General features: G+C 63.7%; 22 protein-coding genes. 13 read left to right on the forward strand and 9 right to left on the reverse strand.

Annotation, left to right across the window (positions count from 1 at the left end; translation table 11 throughout):
• The first annotated feature begins 9 nt into the window (after window positions 1–9).
• The 11 genes from scpB to DT068_RS21020 all read left to right on the forward strand — a co-directional run bounded on the left by scpB (window position 10) and on the right by DT068_RS21020 (window position 8,563).
• A complete protein-coding gene (gene scpB, locus DT068_RS20970; RefSeq protein ID WP_119391837.1) occupies window positions 10–813 on the forward strand; it encodes an SMC-Scp complex subunit ScpB in 804 nt (267 codons plus the stop codon).
• Between the two features lie 54 nt (window positions 814–867).
• On the forward strand, window positions 868–2,001 hold the full coding sequence (locus tag DT068_RS20975) for an ABC transporter ATP-binding protein (RefSeq protein WP_119391838.1): 1,134 nt from the start codon (window positions 868–870) through the stop codon (window positions 1,999–2,001).
• A gap of 96 nt (window positions 2,002–2,097) precedes the next feature.
• Entirely contained in the window at window positions 2,098–2,322 is a 225-nt protein-coding gene (locus tag DT068_RS20980; RefSeq protein WP_119391839.1) for a twin-arginine translocase TatA/TatE family subunit, read from the forward strand.
• Between the two features lie 42 nt (window positions 2,323–2,364).
• Window positions 2,365–2,817 carry a Sec-independent protein translocase protein TatB gene (tatB, locus tag DT068_RS20985; RefSeq protein WP_119391840.1) on the forward strand — a complete coding sequence of 151 codons (453 nt, stop codon included), beginning with the start codon at window positions 2,365–2,367 and terminating at the stop codon, window positions 2,815–2,817.
• Entirely contained in the window at window positions 2,817–3,620 is an 804-nt protein-coding gene (gene tatC, locus DT068_RS20990; RefSeq protein ID WP_119391841.1) for a twin-arginine translocase subunit TatC, read from the forward strand. Before tatB ends, tatC begins: the two co-directional genes overlap by 1 nt.
• 87 nt (window positions 3,621–3,707) lie before the next feature.
• Window positions 3,708–4,982 carry a serine--tRNA ligase gene (serS, locus tag DT068_RS20995; protein WP_119391842.1) on the forward strand — a complete coding sequence of 425 codons (1,275 nt, stop codon included), beginning with the start codon at window positions 3,708–3,710 and terminating at the stop codon, window positions 4,980–4,982.
• A gap of 1 nt (window position 4,983) precedes the next feature.
• Window positions 4,984–5,748, forward strand: a complete 765-nt coding sequence (gene surE, locus DT068_RS21000) for a 5'/3'-nucleotidase SurE (RefSeq protein WP_119391843.1) — start codon at window positions 4,984–4,986, stop codon at window positions 5,746–5,748.
• Entirely contained in the window at window positions 5,745–6,386 is a 642-nt protein-coding gene (locus tag DT068_RS21005; protein ID WP_119391844.1) for a protein-L-isoaspartate(D-aspartate) O-methyltransferase, read from the forward strand. The genes surE and DT068_RS21005 overlap by 4 nt, the downstream gene beginning before the upstream one ends.
• Window positions 6,387–6,409: 23 nt before the next feature.
• A complete protein-coding gene (locus DT068_RS21010) occupies window positions 6,410–7,420 on the forward strand; it encodes an alpha/beta hydrolase (protein WP_119391845.1) in 1,011 nt (336 codons plus the stop codon).
• Window positions 7,421–7,465: 45 nt separating this feature from the next.
• The gene (locus DT068_RS21015) at window positions 7,466–8,011 is read left to right on the forward strand and encodes a methylated-DNA--[protein]-cysteine S-methyltransferase (RefSeq protein WP_119391846.1); all 546 of its coding nucleotides are present in this window, start codon (window positions 7,466–7,468) and stop codon (window positions 8,009–8,011) included.
• Between the two features lie 75 nt (window positions 8,012–8,086).
• Complete coding sequence (locus DT068_RS21020) at window positions 8,087–8,563, forward strand: DUF1203 domain-containing protein (protein ID WP_119391847.1); 477 nt, start codon at window positions 8,087–8,089, stop codon at window positions 8,561–8,563.
• On the opposite strand, the gene DT068_RS21025 is transcribed toward DT068_RS21020, so the two are convergent.
• From DT068_RS21025 to DT068_RS21060, 9 genes are all read right to left on the reverse strand, one after another.
• Entirely contained in the window at window positions 8,560–9,255 is a 696-nt protein-coding gene (locus DT068_RS21025; RefSeq protein WP_162914349.1) for a Crp/Fnr family transcriptional regulator, read from the reverse strand. The two genes, DT068_RS21020 and DT068_RS21025, sit on opposite strands and share 4 nt — an antisense overlap.
• A 152-nt stretch (window positions 9,256–9,407) precedes the next feature.
• The gene (locus DT068_RS21030; RefSeq protein ID WP_162914350.1) at window positions 9,408–9,821 is read right to left on the reverse strand and encodes a hypothetical protein; all 414 of its coding nucleotides are present in this window, start codon (window positions 9,819–9,821) and stop codon (window positions 9,408–9,410) included.
• Between the two features lie 14 nt (window positions 9,822–9,835).
• Window positions 9,836–10,105, reverse strand: a complete 270-nt coding sequence (locus DT068_RS28115; protein ID WP_162914351.1) for a hypothetical protein — start codon at window positions 10,103–10,105, stop codon at window positions 9,836–9,838.
• A 124-nt stretch (window positions 10,106–10,229) separates the two neighbouring features.
• Window positions 10,230–11,003: a precorrin-4 C(11)-methyltransferase gene (gene cobM / locus DT068_RS21035; RefSeq protein ID WP_119391850.1), complete on the reverse strand. Its 774-nt coding sequence runs from the start codon at window positions 11,001–11,003 to the stop codon at window positions 10,230–10,232.
• Window positions 11,000–12,772, reverse strand: coding sequence for a precorrin-3B C(17)-methyltransferase (gene cobJ / locus DT068_RS21040; RefSeq protein ID WP_119391851.1), 1,773 nt, complete (start codon window positions 12,770–12,772; stop codon window positions 11,000–11,002). The genes cobM and cobJ overlap by 4 nt, the downstream gene beginning before the upstream one ends.
• On the reverse strand, window positions 12,766–13,467 hold the full coding sequence (gene cobI / locus DT068_RS21045) for a precorrin-2 C(20)-methyltransferase (RefSeq protein ID WP_119391900.1): 702 nt from the start codon (window positions 13,465–13,467) through the stop codon (window positions 12,766–12,768). Before cobI ends, cobJ begins: the two co-directional genes overlap by 7 nt.
• Complete coding sequence (gene cbiE, locus DT068_RS21050) at window positions 13,464–14,666, reverse strand: precorrin-6y C5,15-methyltransferase (decarboxylating) subunit CbiE (protein ID WP_119391852.1); 1,203 nt, start codon at window positions 14,664–14,666, stop codon at window positions 13,464–13,466. The genes cobI and cbiE overlap by 4 nt, the downstream gene beginning before the upstream one ends.
• Window positions 14,663–15,292 carry a precorrin-8X methylmutase gene (locus DT068_RS21055; RefSeq protein ID WP_119391853.1) on the reverse strand — a complete coding sequence of 210 codons (630 nt, stop codon included), beginning with the start codon at window positions 15,290–15,292 and terminating at the stop codon, window positions 14,663–14,665. The genes cbiE and DT068_RS21055 overlap by 4 nt, the downstream gene beginning before the upstream one ends.
• The gene (locus DT068_RS21060; protein ID WP_119391854.1) at window positions 15,289–16,347 is read right to left on the reverse strand and encodes a sirohydrochlorin chelatase; all 1,059 of its coding nucleotides are present in this window, start codon (window positions 16,345–16,347) and stop codon (window positions 15,289–15,291) included. Before DT068_RS21060 ends, DT068_RS21055 begins: the two co-directional genes overlap by 4 nt.
• A 286-nt stretch (window positions 16,348–16,633) precedes the next feature.
• Between DT068_RS21060 and DT068_RS21065 the strand changes: the two genes are divergently transcribed.
• Both DT068_RS21065 and DT068_RS21070 read left to right on the forward strand, forming a co-directional pair.
• Window positions 16,634–17,458 (forward strand): hypothetical protein, encoded by an 825-nt coding sequence (locus DT068_RS21065; RefSeq protein WP_162914352.1) that lies wholly within the window; start codon window positions 16,634–16,636, stop codon window positions 17,456–17,458.
• Window positions 17,459–17,953: a hypothetical protein gene (locus DT068_RS21070; RefSeq protein WP_119391856.1), complete on the forward strand. Its 495-nt coding sequence runs from the start codon at window positions 17,459–17,461 to the stop codon at window positions 17,951–17,953.
• Window positions 17,954–17,975: the final 22 nt, after the last annotated feature.

Below are 17,975 nucleotides of genomic sequence, written 5' to 3' on the forward strand. Positions count from 1 at the left end.
AATGAAGCCATGACCAGGCCACAGGCTATAGCGACAGACATCGGGACCGACGAACCGGTGGCGGAAGAGACCGTGTCCGAAGCCGGCGACAATGTGACCATGCATCCGCGCGCCGACCGCTCGAGCCATCTGCGCATCGTCGAAGCCTTGCTGTTCGCGGCCTCCGAACCTCTGTCGACGGAGCAATTGAGCGCCGCCTTGCCGGAAGGCGCCGACTTGCCGTCGCTGCTTGCCGATCTGCAGGCGAACTACGCCAATCGCGGCGTCAATGTCGTCCAGGTCTCCGGCAAATGGTCGTTGCGCACCGCCGGCGATCTGAGCTTCCTGCTGCGCCGCGAAGCGGTGGAGCAGAAGCGCCTGTCCAAGGCCGCGCTCGAGACTCTGGCGATCATCGCCTATCATCAACCGGTCACCCGCGCCGAGATCGAGGAGATCCGCGGCGTCGCCATTTCCAAGGGCACGCTCGACATGCTGCTCGAGATCGGCTGGGTGCGCATGCGCGGCCGCCGCCGCACGCCTGGCCGTCCGGTGACCTACGGCACCACCGCGGCTTTCCTGTCGCATTTCGGGCTCAACGAGATTGGCGACTTGCCGGGCATGCAGGAATTGCGCGGCGCCGGTCTCCTCGATGCCACCATGCCGCCCGGCTTCGACATGCCTGTTCCCAGGGTGACCGACGAGTTGACCCCCGATGAGGATCCGCTCGACGGTGATGAGCAGATCCCGCTCGAGATGCATTTGCCGGAAGATGATCCGGCGCCGGAAGCAGAGACCGGCGAGGCAGGTCAGGGCGAGAGCGGGACCAATTCCTGATCGCAGCGGTCGGCCTTCTTGGTGACACTTGGCTGATGGTGTACACCGCCTGTCATGAACAAGACAGAATTGGTGACCGGCGCGGAGGAGCGTCCGCATCGTTGGGGCCCGCGTGGCACCGCAGCCGCAACTTTTGCCGGCCGGCTGACCTTCGAGCATGTAAGCCTGAGCTTCGGCCCCATTCCTGCGGTGCGTGACGTCAGCTTCGACCTCGCGCCGGGTGAGATCGTCTGTCTTCTCGGCCCCTCGGGCTGCGGCAAGACGACGCTTCTGCGGATCGCGGCGGGAATCGAGCGGCCGGACGAGGGGCGGGTGCTGATCGACGGCGAGGAGATCGCCGGGCCTGAGAAATTCGTGCCGCCGGAGAAGCGCAATATCGGCCTCATGTTCCAGGATTTCGCACTGTTCCCTCATATGAGCATCATTGCCAATGTGGCCTTTGGCTTGCGCGGACTCAGCCGCGCCGAGGCGCTTGCCGAGGCGCGCCTCGCCCTGAAGCGCGTGGGGCTTGCCGATTACGAAAACGAGTTTTCGCATCGCCTGTCGGGCGGCGAGCAGCAACGCGCGGCACTGGCGCGAGCGATCGTGCCCAGGCCCCAGGTCATGCTGATGGACGAGCCGTTTTCCGGCCTCGACCAGCGCCTGCGCGACAGCGTGCGCGCCGAGACCCTGGCCCTGCTCAGGGAAACCCGCGCTACGGCTATGCTGGTAACCCATGATCCGGTCGAGGCGCTTGGACTTGCCGACCGTATCCTGCTGATGCGCCGCGGCCGTCTCGTCCAGGCGGGAACCCCGGCCGATATCTATCGCCATCCGGCCGATGCGGAAGCGGCACGCTTCTTCTGCGACATGAACGAAATGATCGGTCGCGTGCGCGCCGGACGCGCCGAAACACCGCTCGGGACCTTTGCCGCACCCGGTCGCGCCGAAGGGGAGCCGGTCCTGGTCATGATGCGCCCGCAGGCCTTCTCGGCGGCACCGGAAGGAATCGGCCCAGAGGGCTTCGTCCTCGCTTCGCGCTTCATTGGCGATGCCACGGTATTGAGCGTGATTTTCAAGGGCCTGGAGACGCCCATTACGGTCCGCCTGCCGGCCGCCGTGGCCCCGAAGCAGGGGACAAGCCTGGCTTTTGCCATCGATCCGACCCAAGTTTTGGCCTTTACGGCCGATGGTTCCGCCCCCATCTAGGAAAAGGGCAGTTTTGTTGCGGCGCTGACCCCTTTCTGCAATAGTGCGCGCGACGCGGGGCGGGACAGGCCCCTGAATGGTTCAAGGGAGTAGTAAATGGGTTCGCTTTCGATTTGGCACTGGCTGCTGGTGATCCTGGTGGTTGTCCTCCTGTTTGGCCGCGGCAAGATCTCCGATCTGATGGGTGACGTTGCCAAGGGCATCAAGAGCTTCAAGAAGGGCATGGCCGACGACACGACCGAAGCCAATGCCGGCGACGACAAGGCGAAATCGCTCGAACAGTCAGCCGAGACCAAGGTCGGCGACAAGGTCAAGAGCTGACCTTGAGCGCGGCCCGGATGTGACAGGGCCAGAGAATTTGCAATGTTCGATTTTGGCATCGGCTATACCGAACTGGTGGTGGTCGCGCTGGTGGCGGTGATCGTCATCGGCCCGAAGGACCTGCCCAAGGTTCTGCGCGCTTTCGGCCGCACCATGCAGAAGGTGCGCGGCATGGCGCGCGAGTTCCAGGGCCATCTCGACCAGGCGATGCGCGAGGCGGGTGTCGATGAGATCAAGAAAGAGATCACCAATCTCAAATCTATGAACCCGGTGGAAGATGTGAAGAAGGAGATCAATTCGATCTCCGCCGCCAATCCGATCCCGACGGTGGCCAAGGATCTGGCGAGCGATCTCAAGAAGCAGGATGACGACTTCAAGAAATATTTCGGCGAGAACGGCTCCAAGCCGGCCGACGTGGCGCCGCCTGCGCCCGAGCCGGTGAAACCCGCCGAAACCGCGGCTGCCAAGGCGGAAACGCCGCCCGTGGTGCTTTGATGAGCCAAGCCGATATCGATGCCACGGAAGCCCCGCTGCTCGATCATCTGATCGAGTTGCGCAAGCGCCTCATCTATTGCGTGGTCGGCTTCTTCCTGGCCTTCGTGCTGAGCTTCGCCTTCTCAACCCAGATCTTCAACATCCTGATCATGCCCTTCGAATGGGGCACCCATACCTCGGCGAAGCTGATCCAGACCGAGTTGCTCGGCTTCTTCATGGTGAAGCTCAAGATCGGCTTCTTCGGCGCGCTGTTCATCACCTTTCCGCTGATCGCCATCCAGGTCTACCGCTTCGTGGCACCCGGCCTGTACAGCAATGAGCGCAACGCGTTCCGGCCTTACCTGATCGCGACGCCGATCTTCTTCCTGCTTGGCGCATGCCTCGTCTTCTTCTTCCTGCTGCCGGTCGCCATCCGGTTCTTCTACAGTCTGATCGAAGGCACGGGCGGCGGCGGCCAGACGCCGGTCGAGCTCATGCCGGATGTCAGGTCCTATCTCGATTTCGTCATGATGCTGGTCCTGGCCTTCGGCCTGTGCTTCCAGCTGCCGGTCATCCTGACGCTGCTCGGGCAGATCGGTATCCTGTCCTACGAGCAGCTGAAGAGCGGCCGCAAATTTGCGATCGTCGGCGTCTTCGTCGTGGCCGCGGTCCTGACGCCGCCCGATCCGATTTCCCAGATCGCCATGGCGGTCCCGCTGATGGGCCTCTATGAGGTCTCGGTCCAGGCGGTGAGATTGCTCCAGCATCGCCGCGCTGTCGCTGCGGCAAAGGCGGAAGCCGAGGAAGCTGCCAAATCGGCCTGAGCCTTTTCGTCTCTTAATTCCTATCGTCGTCAGGCTTTGCCTTAGGCGTCCGGAGCTTTATAGCATCCCGCAACACGGGAATCGGACATGCACGACATCAAGACCATCCGCGACAATCCGGAAGGCTTCGACCAGGGCCTCGCCAAGCGCGGGCTGCCGGGCCAAGCCAGGGAACTTCTGGCCCTCGACGACACGCGCCGCGGGCTTATCGCCCGGCTGCAGGCGCTCCAGGAGCGCCGCAACGCCGCCTCCAAGGAGATCGGCCAGGCGATGGGCAAGGGCGACAGGGCCAAGGCCGAGGAGCTCAAGACCGAAGTGACGCGCATCAAGGACGGCATGCCGCAGGAGGAAGAGGCGCTCAAGGCCGCCGAAGCCGCTCTTCACAATGCGCTTGCCGCCATTCCCAATATTCCGGGCGATGACGTGCCGGTGGGACCGGACGAGACGGCCAATGTCGAGGTCCGCCGCGTCGGTCGGCCCAAGGGCCTCAATGCCGCCAAACAGCATTTCGAGATCGGCGAAGCCTTGAAGCTCATGGATTTCGAGACGGCAGCCAAGATATCGGGTGCCCGTTTCGTCGTGCTCAAGGGTGCGCTGGCCAGGCTCGAGCGCGCCCTCGGATGCTTCATGGTCGATCTCCACACAAGCGAGCATGGCTATACCGAAGTGGCGCCCCCCCTTATCGTGCGCGACGAGACCATGTTCGGCACGGCGCAGTTGCCGAAATTCGTCGACGACCAGTTCCACACCACCGACGGGCGCTGGCTCATCCCGACGGCGGAAGTCTCGCTCACCAATCTGGTGCGCGAGTCGATCCGCGAGGAAGAGGAGCTGCCGATCAGGGTGACGGCCTGGACGCCGTGCTTCCGCGCCGAGGCGGGAGCGGCCGGGCGCGACACGCGCGGCATGATCCGCCAGCATCAGTTCGCCAAGGTCGAACTCGTCTCGATCACCAGCCCTGAGCAATCAACCGATGAGCATGAGCGCATGACAGGCTGCGCCGAGGAAGTGCTGAAGCGGCTCGACCTGCCGTTCCGCACGCTCACGCTCTCGACCGGCGACATGGGCTTCTCGGCCCGCAAGACCTATGACATCGAAGTGTGGTTGCCCGGCCAGAATGCCTATCGCGAGATATCGTCCTGCTCGGTCTGCGGCGACTTCCAGGCGCGCCGCATGGATGCGCGCTACAAACCGAAGGAGGGCAAGGGCCCGCGTTTCGTGCACACGCTCAACGGATCGGGCGTGGCGGTTGGACGCGCTCTCATCGCGGTGCTCGAGAACTATCAGAACGCCGATGGCAGCGTCACGATTCCCGACGTGCTGCGCCCTTATATGAACAATGAAACGACGATCAGGGCCTGATATGCGCATTCTCCTTACCAATGACGACGGCATCCATGCCGAGGGCCTCGAGTCGCTCGAAAGGATCGCCCGCGCGATCTCCGACGACATCTGGATCGTGGCGCCCGAATCCGAACAGTCGGGCGCGTCGCATTCGCTCTCGCTGTCCGACCCCTTGCGCCTGCGCAAGATCGGCGAGCGGCGCTTCGCGGTTCTGGGCACGCCGACCGATTGCGTCCTGATGGCGGCCCGCAAGGTCATGCCGGTGGTGCCGGACCTCGTGCTGTCCGGCGTCAATCGCGGCCAGAACATCGCCGATGACGTGACCTATTCCGGCACTATCGCCGCAGCGATGGAGGGCACGACGCTCGGCATTAAGTCTTTTGCGTTGTCGCAGGTGATCGGCATCCACAATCGCGACGCTCTCACTTATGACGTGGCCGAAAAGCATGGCGCGGCCGTCCTCAAGCAACTCGTCGATCTGCCATTGGGCCCGGGTGTTCTGCTCAACATCAATTTCCCCGACTGCCGGCCGGACGAGGTCGTGGGTGTCGAAGTGACGCGGCAGGGCAAGCGCGACCAGAATCTGCTCCACATCGACGAACGTAAGGACACACGCGGCCGGCCCTATTACTGGCTGGGCTTCCAGCGCGAGCGCGGCAACCCGCCGGTCGGCACCGATCTCCGGGCCGCTTTCGAGAAACGCATCTCGGTGACGCCGCTGCATATGAATCTCACGCAGCTTGATGCCTTCGAGCCTTTGCGGAAGGCGCTGGAGAAGATGTGACCGAGGACTATCGCAAGATCGAGTTGATCATGGCCCTGCGCAATCAGGGCATCCGTGACCAAGCTGTCCTCGAAGCGATAGAGCGCACGCCGCGCGAAATGTTCCTGAGCTCCCCGTTTCAGCCGATGGCCTATGCCGACCAGGCGCTGCCCATCGCCTGCGGCCAGACGATCAGCCAGCCTTATGTCGTGGCCTTCATGACCGATCGTCTGAAGCTCAATGACCGTTGCAAGGTGCTCGAGATCGGCACGGGCTCCGGCTACCAGACGGCGATCCTGTCGCCGCTGTGTCGCCGCGTCTATACGATCGAGCGCTATCGCACTTTGGCCAAGGAGGCCGAGGAGCGCTTCAAGACGCTGGGACTCGCCAATGTCACGCAGATGGTGGGCGATGGTCATAAGGGCTGGCCCCAGCAGGCGCCTTTCGACCGCATCATCGTCACGGCGGCGGCGAGCGAGGTGCCGAAGGCGCTGGCCGACCAGCTCGCCATTGGCGGCATCATGATCATTCCGCTGGAGGAGGGGCCGATGGCCCAGGAGCTCTACCGGATCACCCGCGACGAGACAGGATTCACGCGCGAACGGCTCCTGCCGGTGCGCTTCGTGCCCTTGGTGGAAGGCGTGGCGCGCGAAACCTGAGGATCAACTGTGAGGGGCATGACATGCGCAAGAATACCGACGTTCCACGCGGCACCATCCATCGGCTCACCGTCGACAGCAAAGTCCTGAAAGGCAATCTCCTCGGCGACCCGGCTGACCGCGCGATCGATGTCTATGTGCCGGCGGGTATGAAGCGTGACGGCCTGCCGCTGCTGGTCGATCTCGTCGGTTTCACGGCGGGAGGGCCGGCGCACACCAACTGGAAGAATTTCGGCGAGAATGTTCCTGACCGGCTCGACCGCCTGATCGGCGAGGGCGCCATGCCGCCTTGCATCGTCGCTTTCCCGGATTGCTTCACCAAGCTGGGCGGCAACCAGTATGTCAATTCCGCCGCGATGGGCCGGTGGGACGATTTCCTGTTGCAGGAAGCCGTACCTTTTGTGGAGGCGAAGTTCGGTTGCGGCGGCACTGGTCGGCGCGGCTGCTTCGGCAAGAGCTCGGGTGGTTATGGCGCCATGGTGCAGGCAATGCTGCATCCCGATTTCTGGAGTGCCTCCGCCTCGCATTCGGGCGATGTCGGTTTTGAGCTGCTGTTCATCCCGGATTTTCCTAAAGTGTTGCGCGCTCTGGCGACGACGGACAACTCGATTCAGAAGTGGCTGGAAAAGTTCCTGTCAGCACCCAAGGTAAAGGATGCGGATGTCCATATCCTGATGGTCCTGGCCATGGCCGCAACCTACGATCCCGACCTCAGCGCTTTTATGGGCGTGCGCCTTCCGGTGACGATCGATACCTGTGAGCTCATCCCTGAGCGCTGGGCGAACTATGTCAAATGGGATCCCCTGACCCTGGTCGAGAAGCATGGCGAAGGGCTGAAGAAGCTGAAGAGCTTTTATATCGATTGCGGCGACGTCGATCAGTATAACCTCGTCTATGGCTCGCGCCGCATGCACAAACGGCTGACCGAGATGAAGGTGCCGCATGTCTATCAGGAGTTTGCCGATGATCACACGGCGGTCGACTATCGCATGGACATCAGCCTGCCGATCCTGGCCAAGGCGCTTTCGGCTTAGCGGTTATCGGGTGGCGCGCGGCGGCGAATGAATTAGGGTGTCGATATGAGCACCATTCTGACCGACCATATCGAAACGCCCATTGGCCCAATGCTGCTGATGGTCGAGGACGACGTGATGATCGGGCTCGAATTCGACGACCAGCCCGAGCGCTACATGAAGGATTTGCGGCGGCGCTATCCCGAACTTGCAATGAAGGAGATCGCCAATCCGTGCGGCTTCTCGGATCACTTGCGCGCCTATTACCAGGGCGATCTCGGCGCCGTCGACGGCCTGCCGACCAAAGGCGGCGGCACGCCGTTCCAGGAACGGGTCTGGGCGGAGCTGCGCCGCATCCCGGCCAGCACCACGATATCCTATGGCGAGCTTGCCGGGAGGCTGGGCGACGAGAACGCCATGCGCGCCGTCGGACTTGCCAATGGCCGCAACCCGATTTCGGTCGTCGTGCCCTGCCACCGCGTGATCGGTTCCGATGGAACCCTCACGGGCTATGGTGGCGGCTTGCCGCGCAAGACCTGGCTGCTCAATCATGAGGGCGTTCCCATCCGCAATGGGCGCGTCGACCGGCAGGCCGATCTTTTTGAGGCGTGAGCGTTTGATGATGTGAATCGGGTGGCTCGCCGGTCGCGTTCGGGCACACTGGCCTTCACGATCAAGGAGACTCACATGCGTGCCATCTCATTCACATCCATGGACACCAAGGAGGCCCGTGCTTTCCAGTCAGGCGCAGCCGACGCCAATGGCCAGGCGCCGGAACGTCATATCTCGGATGGTGATGGTGTGCCTTGCCGCCATTGCCAACGCGACGTCGCCAAGGGTGACGCCTATCTCATCCTGAATTACCGTCCCTTCGGCGAGTTGCAGCCTTATGCCGAATCAGGCCCGATCTTCCTGCATGCCGAACCTTGCGAGCGTTACGCCGATAGGGCGGAAGCGCCGGCGATGTTCTTCAAGAATGGCCGCCGCTATCTGATCAAGGGCTATTATGCCAATGACCGCATCGCCTATGGCACCGGCCGGATCGTCGAGCCGAAGGATATGGCGGAGGCGGCGAGCAAAATACTTGCGCGGCCGGACATCGCCTATGTGCATGTGCGCTCGGCCCTCAACAACTGCTATCAGCTGCGCATCGACCGGGCCTAATTCCAGTCCTCCTCGACTAGAGCCCGCAAGCGGTTGATATCCGGAACCTGCAGGGCCCGACCTTGCTTGACGATGAAGCCTTGCGCTTCCAGCCAGGCGAATTCGCGCGTCACCGCCTCGCGATGCGTGCTGATCCGGCTGGCGAACTCGGCATGGGTAGGAGCTTGCGAAAGCAGCGCGCTCGCTTTGCCTTTGCCGGCCTTCTCGGCCATGCGCAGCAGCTCGGACCTGAGCCGCTGGCGCACCGCCATGGTGCTGTATTCGAAGACCCGCGTCGTCATCGACCGCATCTGGCCGGCGAGATGACGCAGCACCGCCATGGTGAATTGCGGCTGGCTGGCGATGGCGGCCAGGAATTGCGGCTGGCGCATCACAGCCGCCACGCAGCCTTCGACACATTCGACCGTGGCCGAGCGCGGCTGGCCGTCGATCGCCGACAGCTCTCCGAATATCGTGCCGGCCGAGACATCGCGGAATTCGACGCGCTGGCCGTCGGCCGAATAGAGGCTGACCCGTGCATGGCCGGCGAGCAGGAAGAGCACATCGAAGGTCTGGTCATTATGGCCGATGATCAGCTCCTGCGGCCCATATTCGCGAATGGTGCAATGCCGCGTGATTTCAGCGAAAGCCGCCGCATCCAGCGCGCTGAAATAGGGAACGGACCGCAATGCGTCCAATGAATGCTTGTTCATGACCGATGGCGAAAAAGACCAGGAGGCGAAGGGCGCGATAAGATCACCAAAGCGCCCGGGCATCAACCCTGCAAAAAAATCCCCCATTCCGGGCGTCGGGACCGGAATGGGGGCAGGTACCTCCGGAGGAAGACCAGAGGCTCAGGGAGACTTCAAGTTTCGCCGTCGTGGCTGGCCAGCAGGTCGGCGGACAGAACACCGAGCGCCACGGCCAGCGCGAAGACGAAAGCCATGAAAGCGGCGATCGCCACGAAGCCCGAGGCTTCATAGGCCGCAACCGCCAGATTGGCGCCCGGCCAGATCAGGCCGGCGGCCACCATGGCAAAGAGATAGAACGCGAGCTCCTTGAGAGAGGGCGTGAGGAACTCGCGTCCCGCACTCAGTGCCGCGAAGAGCACGAGTGGGAGGAAAAGCAGGCCCGCAGCGGTGATGCTATCGGGCTGGGTGGCGAACAGCGCCTGCGCCGCGATCAGCAAGGCGGCCACCAGCAGGAAGGAGGCGAAGAAGCGCCGGCGCAGAACCGTGCGGCGAAGCAGTGAGCTGGTGAGGATGAGACGGATCTGCATGAGGAGCTCCTTCATCACCACTGCCGCCGCCGGTCCGAGTCTTCCGTCGAAGGGGCGCTCTTCGCACCACCCAAATGGGGGTTGCGCTCATGCAGGTTGCCCATCTCGACGCCGATATCGTTGAGGAGCTTGGGCTCGATCGCGCTCAGGGAAACGACGGTCTTTTCTTCCATCTGGCGCGCGCGCCGGGCCTGCCACCTGGCGCTCACCCACGCAACCAGCCGGCAGAACGGCGTGCGTCCGGGTAGAGAAGATGCCAGGGGACGGTTGGCGCGAATGTTCATGATAGCTCTCCTGCACTGCATTCCAGCTCTTGGCGGCTGGATTCGAAAACTGATGGTGCGGAGACTAGTGAGCGGTGGCGAGGGAGTCTGTGGGGAAACTCACATCGGCATAAGAATTTGATAATTATGAGTTTTTTGAAGTTTTCCGGTTGCGCAGAACATGCTCATGGCCGGCATCGTAAAGGGCTGAATCGCGAAATTCCTCATGCGTCAGGACAGGTCCGACAATGACCAGCGCGGTCCGGGTCAGCTTCGCCGCGCGGACCTTCTTGGCGATGGTCGACAGCGTGCCGTGGATGATCTGCTCATCCGGCCAACTCACCCGGTAACCGACGACGACCGGGCAGTCGGGACCGTAATGCGATGTCAGCGCGCGCTCCACGTAACCCAGATTGCGCACCGAGAGATGGATGACGAGCGTGGCTTTCGACCGGCCGAGCTCTTCCAGCGACTCGCCTGCAGGCATGGGCGAAGCCTGCATCGCGGTACGGGTGAGAATGATCGTCTGTGCGACCTCGGGCAGCGTGAATTCGGTCTTGAGGGCTGCTGCCGTAGCGGCAAAGGCCGGCACGCCGGGCGTCACGTCATAAGGAATGCCGAGCCGGTCGAGCCGGCGCATCTGCTCGGCAATGGCGCCATAGATCGAGGGATCGCCCGAATGCACGCGCGCGACATCCTTGCCCGCTTCATGCGCCGCTGCGATCTCATCGATGATCTCGTCGAGATGGAGAGGAGCAGTGTCGATGACGCGCGCACCTTCGGGCGCCGCCTTCACGATCTCTTCCGGCACCAGCGAGCCGGCATAGAGGCAGACCGAGGATTTCTGGATGAGCCGCAGCCCCCTGAGGGTGATGAGATCGGGAGCGCCGGGGCCGGCGCCGATGAAATGAACGGTCATGCGGATTGTCTTTTCCTGGCATAGCCACGTGGCGTGTAAGCGTAGATGCGACCGTCGCCGCGCCGGAGCGATCGCGATTGCGATGAGCCGATCATGACGAGGGTCAGCATGTCGACGACACTCGCGTCGAAGTCCTTGAGTGCCACGATGCGGACACTCTCTTCCGGGCGGCCGAGATTACTGGCGATGATGACGGGCGTGTCGGGGCTGCGATGTGGTTTCAGGATGGCGATGGCGCGGTCGAGCTGGTCGCGGCGCTTGAGCGAGCGCGGATTATAGAAGGCCGTCACGAAATCGCCCTGTGCCGCCGCGGTAAGCCGTTGCTCAATGACCTCCCAGGGCGTGAGCAGGTCGGAAAGCGAGATGCAGCAGAAATCATGCCCGATCATGGCGCCGGCCCGCGCCGCCGCGGCCTGGAACGCCGAAATGCCGGGCAGCACCTCGACGGCGATGCGCTCAGGCTCGAGATCGAGCACTTCATAGACGAGTGCCGCCATCGCATAGATGCCGGGATCGCCGGAGCAGATGAGCGCCACCTGGCGCCCCTCGCGGGCCAGCGCAATGGCATGGCGGACGCGGTCTTCTTCGCCGCCCAGCGGGAAGCGGTGCTCCTGCTGGGCGACTTTGAGATTCTGGGCAAGGTCGAGATAGAGGCCATAGCCCACCCAATCGCTGGCCCGGCGCAAGGCCTCGCTCGCCGCCGGGCTGCGCGTCGCGGGACCGCCGGGGCCGAGGCCTACAAGAGAGAGCGTCCCCTGCGCCCGTCCGCGCAGCTCGAGCACGGGCGAGGCTGCCAAAGCAAGCGCGCAGGTCGCGCGCGCGGACTTGGTCTTGGCGACGATCAGTTCGGCATCGGGACCTGCCAGGGCCAGTGCCGCGCCCTCGGCGACGCCCGGACAGCCCACTTCCCGCAGAACCACATCGGAAGGGGTCTTGAGGCGAGGCGTTTGCTCACTGAGCTCGGCCGCGCTGAAGACGCGCAGAGGCAGGCCGAGACGACGCGCCAGCGCTTGGATGGCCGTTTCATCTTCCTTCAAGTCGATCGAGCCAACCACAGCTAGCGATGCCTTGGCGAGGCGATGCTGCGCCAGGGTGGTCTCGACCAAAGCGATGAGCTCTTCCGCGGCGACACCACGTTCGCCGCCGACGCCCAGCGTCAGCACCTTGGGGTGATAGACGAGATGGGCCGGCGAGCCTTGAAGGCTTTCATGAGTCGCCGTGATGGCGAGCGCCGCATCGTGTGAAGACGGCAGATCGAGCCATGGCAGAGCCCCCGTAATCCCCACCGTGGCACCGGCAAGCAGCCGCGCCGCGAAATCCTTCATGTCTTGCGGGTTGGCGAGCACCCAGCCTTGTGGCGGCTCATCAAAGGCGGTGCCGAATCTGAGATCGCTGGCCGTGGTGATGGCGGCATGGCCGCCCGTGATCCGGGCGACGTCGCGCGCCAGCTCATTGGCGCCATGATGGCCGCCGAGCAGGGGCACGATCGAGCTCCCATCTTCGGCAAGTGCGATCACCGGCGGTTCCTGCCGCTTGTCGGCGAGCACAGGCGCCAGAGCGCGAATGACGATCCCGGCGGCGCAGAGCGCGATGATGGGCCGTCCTTCCTGGAAGAGGGCTTGCAGCGCCGCCGTCGCCTTGTCGTAGCCGCGATCAGGGCCGTTCACGCAACGAGGCCCATGGATCTCGCCACCCAATACCGATTTCAGCTTGCGGGTGAGCGGCAAGGCCGAGCTGCCGAGGATGAAGATGGCAGGTGTCGTCACCATGCTTCGCCCCCCTTATGGACGAGGATGGTCGAGAAATAGGGGCGTTCGCCCTCCGGCACGTCCTTGAGCGCGGTGATCTTCTCATCGTCGCGCGTCGCCTTCTCGATGATGACGGCGCGGTCGGCCAAAGCAAGCTCACTCAGCACGCCGCGAATCTTGTCGAAATGCTGCCCGACCTTCATGATCGCGATGGCCTCGGCGCCGGCGATCTCCTCCTTGAGGCGCCGGGCATCGAGCGTGCCCGGCAGCACTTTCAGAATATCGTTGCGCGCGGCGAGCGGTCGGTTGATGGCGGCGGCACAGGCGGTGATCGAGGTGATCCCGGGAACGACTTGCGTCAGATAGGTTTTGGCAAGCCGGGCCAGGAGATAGGCGAAGCTGCCATAGAACAAGGGATCTCCCTCGCACAGGAAGGCGACATCGCGGCCCTGATCGAGATGCGCGGCGATTGTCCTCGCCGCCTCATCATAGGCCTCCTGCGCCGGCTCTCTTTCGACCCGCATCGGTACCGGGATGGCGAGCTCGATCACGTCCTCGGGAATGAAGGGGGATGCGATGCGGCGCGCCAGGCTGTCATTGCCATTGGCGGCCGGATAGACGATCACCGGCACCTGTGAGATGATGCGCCATGCCTTCAGCGTGATGAGCTCGGGATCGCCCGGGCCGACACCCAGACCATAGAACGTGCCGCTCATGGCTTGACCGCCCGCCATTGCAGCACCGACATGCGGGGCTTGAGCGCGCGCAGCTCACCGATCTTCGCCAGATAGGAGATATCGAGGCGCACGAGATCGCCGCCATGCTTCTCCTGCAGATCGACGAGATGCAACTCGCCTTCGAGCGTGACCACATTGGCCACCATGCGGCCCTGCGGCTTGAGCGCCGCCCAGCTCGTCTCGAAAACGCCAGGCACGCCCATGCCGCCGCCGATGAACACGGCATCGGGTTGCCTGTGCCCGGCAAGGCTCGCGGGCGCTTCGCCGGCAATGACCTTGAGGCGCGGCGTGCCGAGACGGTCGGCATTCTCACCGATCATCCTGAGGCGTTCGGGGTCACTTTCGAAGGCAAGGGCCTCGGCGCCACGCGCCGCGCGCATCCATTCGATGGCGATCGACCCGCAGCCGGCGCCGACATCCCACAGAAGCGCATCCGGATAGGGCGCAAGCGCGGCCAGCGTCGCGGCACGCACTTCGCGCTTGGTGAGCTGGCCGTCATGGATGAAGGCGTCGTCGGGCAGGCCCGGAACGCGCGGCAAGAGCACAGCGCCTGGTGCGGCCTTGCAGTGGATCGCCAGTGTATTGAGATCTGAGAACGAGCCGCCGGCAAATTCATCGGCACGGAACTGCACGCTCTTCTCGTGCGGACCGCCCATATTCTCGAGAACCGTGATCTCGCTCGCGCCATAGTCGCGTGCGATCAGTTGGCGGACGACCTCCGCGATCGTGCCGGCATCGGCGGTAAGCGCCAGCAGCCGGACGTTGGGCTGGATGAAGGCTTCCAGATTGGCCGCGGGCCGGCCATGCAAGGTGATCGTGTCGCAGTCGCCCAACGGCCAGCCCATCCGCGCGGCGGCGAGGCTGAAGGACGAGAGATGGGGGATGACCTCCATCTCGGCAAAAGGCACGATCTCCATGAGCTTGCGGGCGACGCCGAAATTGAGCGGATCGCCGGTCGCCAGCACGACGGTGCGCCGGCCGCGCAAGGGCTTTATGCGGTCGATCACGGATCCGAAGGGCTGCGGCCATTCATGCTGCTCGGCTTTGGTCTTCCCGGTCAGCGCAAGCAGGCGTTTCGAGCCGACGACCACTTCGGCCTCCTGCAGCAGGGCTTGCGCCCGCGCCGACAGGCCATCGCGCCCGTCTTCGCCCATGCCGATGACGCTGAGCCATTTCATGAGGCAAGCTCCGCCGTCACTGCATTGATGACCGACGACGCCATGGCCGAGCCGCCGCGGCGGCCGAGGACGGTCGCATAGGGAACACCGCGCGGATTGCCGGCCAGCTCATCCTTGGATTCCCTGGCGCCGATGAAGCCGACCGGCATGGCGATGATGGCGGCGGGCTTGTCGGCGCCGGCATCGAGCGCCTCGAGCAGGGCGAACAGGGCGGTGGGTGCGTTGCCGATGACGACGACGGCGCCATGGAGACGCGGCAGCCACAGGGAGACGGCCGCAGCCGACCGGGTGACCTGCCGTGCCAGGCCGATATCCCGGGCCTGCGGGTCGTTCAGGGTACAGACGATCTCGACGCCCGAGGGGAGCTGGCGGGCGATAATGCCATGGCGTACCATCTCGCTATCGGTGAAGATCGGCGCGTGGCCCGACAGGGCATGTGCGATGGCCGCCGGCAGATCGCCCGAGATGCGCAGGTCGTCGACGATATCGGTCATGCCGCAGGAATGGATGACGCGCTCGGCGACGCCTCTTGCATCAGCCGGAACGGCCGACAGATCCGCTTCGGCGCGGATCGCCGCGAAGGACTGCCGATAGATCTCGGCCGGATCGCGCAGGTAATCTCTCACCGCTTCTTCATGCTCCGGGGGCCCAGCGGATGGTCGGCATGGGGATAGGGATGGTGATGATGACCGTGATCGTCATCGCCATGATGATGGTGATGATGGCCATGGTGATGATCATGATGATGGCCATGATCATGGGGATGATGGTCGTGAACATGATGGTGATCATGATGTCCTGCCTTGGCCGTGCCGATGCCTTCGACATGGTGATGGTGGCTCTCCTGTGGCGCGCCGACTTCCGCCTCGAAGCCCAGAACCTGGGTGCGGAACTTGCACATCTGGCAGTTCATTGCCGTCTCGCCCGTCATGATCTGCTCGACCCGCTCGACGAAGGTGTCGATCACCGCCGGATGGTCGTTGAGATAGGGCGCCTTGATGAACTGGATGCCGGGATAGCGCTTCGCCACCGCATCGGTCGCGTCATAGATGCGCTGCACCAGGATGCCGGTGAACAGGAAATAGGGGAACACGATGATGCGCCGATAATTGAGCCGTGCTGCATGTTCGAGCGCCGGCTCCACCAGCGGGAAGGTGACGCCCGAATAGGCCGTCTCGGCCCATCCGAAGCCGAAGCCTTCCCACAGCAGGCGGGTGACCTTCGAGACATTGGAATTGGCGTCGGGGTCGGAGGCGCCGCGCCCCACCACGACGAGGAGCGTTTCGTGCCGGCCGATATCGCCGGGAGCGCCGCTCAATGCCTCCTCGACCCGTTCGGCGGCGGCCCTGATCATCTTGGGATCGATTCCGAGCTCCTTGCCGTAATCGATCTTGAGGCCGTTCTTCGCCGCATAGGTGTTGAGGACGGAGGGGATGTCGTTCTTGGCATGGCCCGCGGCGAACAGCATGCCGGGAACCGCCAGCACCTTGTCGACGCCTTCGGCCCTGAGCCGGTCGAGCCCGTCGCGGATGATGGGGGTGGCGAATTCGAGGTAGCCGAACTCGACCGGATGGCCGGGAAACCGGCCCTTGAGATGCTGGGCCAGGACGGCGAATTCCTGGACCGCATCCTCATCGCGGCTGCCATGGCCGCACAACATCACACCGGTCTTTGCTTGCATGGGATCCTGCCTCGTTCATTCGCAAGAAAGGACAGGTTCCGGGCACGATGGTGCCGGTTTGCTGCAGCTCCGGCATTGGCCCCCGATTTGGGTCGGCCGCACCGGACTTGCTTTCAGTTCCTTCTGGAACGCTGCTTGTCTTGCTCCCCGAACACCTAGCGGGGAGAGGTTCCGGGGTCAATCATCCCCGGCGACCAAGGATGGCTTAAAGCCGTCGTTTTCATCACCCTGCCAGACTGGTACTTCTGGACCCAAGGTGAGGTCGAACCTGCTGATTCGTAAATTCATGGCATTGGGGGCACTGACGGCAATTGCGGCTTGCGCCTCTGTGCCGAAGCTGCCCTATGAGCATGGCGTCGGTGTCGTCGATATCCTGCGCAATGTGAAATGCGAGCTGGCCTTGGCCTATGCCGACAATGTCGTTCGCTATCCCTGGCTCAAGAGCTGGGCCGCCGGCATCGAGCTCACACTGGATGTGACGGAAACGCGCCAGGGCGGCGCCTCGGCACAGATCCTGGTGCCTGTCCATGTCACCGACAGTTTCCGCATGGGCGCCGATGCGCGACGCGACGCGCGCGGCCAGAGCGTGTCCTCGGTCACCTTCTCGACGGCACTTGCCGGCCTGAGCCAGACGGAATGCGCCAACCACATGCCGCAGGCGGGACCTGAGCCGCTGCTCAAGGGCAATCTCGGCCTCAAGACCTGGATCAGCCGGGCCGCCGAGGCGGTCGATGCGGCGGGGATTGCCGAGCAGACGGACGGCATGGGCTACATCATCGAATTCGGCATCGAGGCGAATGCCGGTATAGATCCGGGCTTCAATATCATCCGGATTGGTGACTATGAGCTGGGGGCCAGCGCCGGCCTTTCGACGAGCCGCGAGGACACCCATACGCTCAATATCGCCATGGCGCCGATCCGGACGCTGCCGCCGACTCCGGTCTATGTCACCAATATGACGGGACCGCAGCCGCAGACCCGGGCGCCGTCGACCGCAACCGGACAGAAGCGTGCTACCGCGCGGCCGGCGACCGGTGTGCCGCAGCAGACCCAGCAGGATTTGAGCAACATCATCCGCAGCCTGAAACAGAGCCAGACCGGAAGAGATTAGATGAAAGTCATGTATGCTGCGTCGATCGCAATGGCGATGCTGACGAGCGCTGCCTTGGCCGCCGGCTGGCAGCCTTATGTCAATGAGCGCTTCGGCGCCGCCGCGGACGTGCCGGCGGACTACCGGGCCGGCGATCCGCCGGCCAATGGCGATGGACTGACTTTCGCCTCTCCCGACGGCGCGGCCACGATCGCGATCTGGGGAGCCTTGGCAACCGTCACCGACGAAAGCTTAGCCGACTACGCCAAGCGCCTTGTCTCCTATGACAAGGATGATGGCTGGGATGTCAGCTATTTGGCCGGCAAAAGCGACTGGTTCGCCTTCTCCGGCAGCAAGGCAGACCGCATTTTCTATGAGAAGGTGATCAAGGCCTGCAACGGCGAGATCGCCAACCATGTCCGCCTCGAATATCCCGCGGCGCGCAAGAAGGAATTCGACCTCATCGTCGCCCATGTGGCGCAGTCCCTGCGCTCGGAGAAGGGCTGGCAGTGCTGAGCTTGAGTCTGGTAAAGACTCG

Origin of the sequence: Taklimakanibacter lacteus (genome assembly GCA_003576695.1) — a bacterium.
GTDB classification, from domain to species: Bacteria; Pseudomonadota; Alphaproteobacteria; order Rhizobiales; family Aestuariivirgaceae; genus Taklimakanibacter; species Taklimakanibacter lacteus.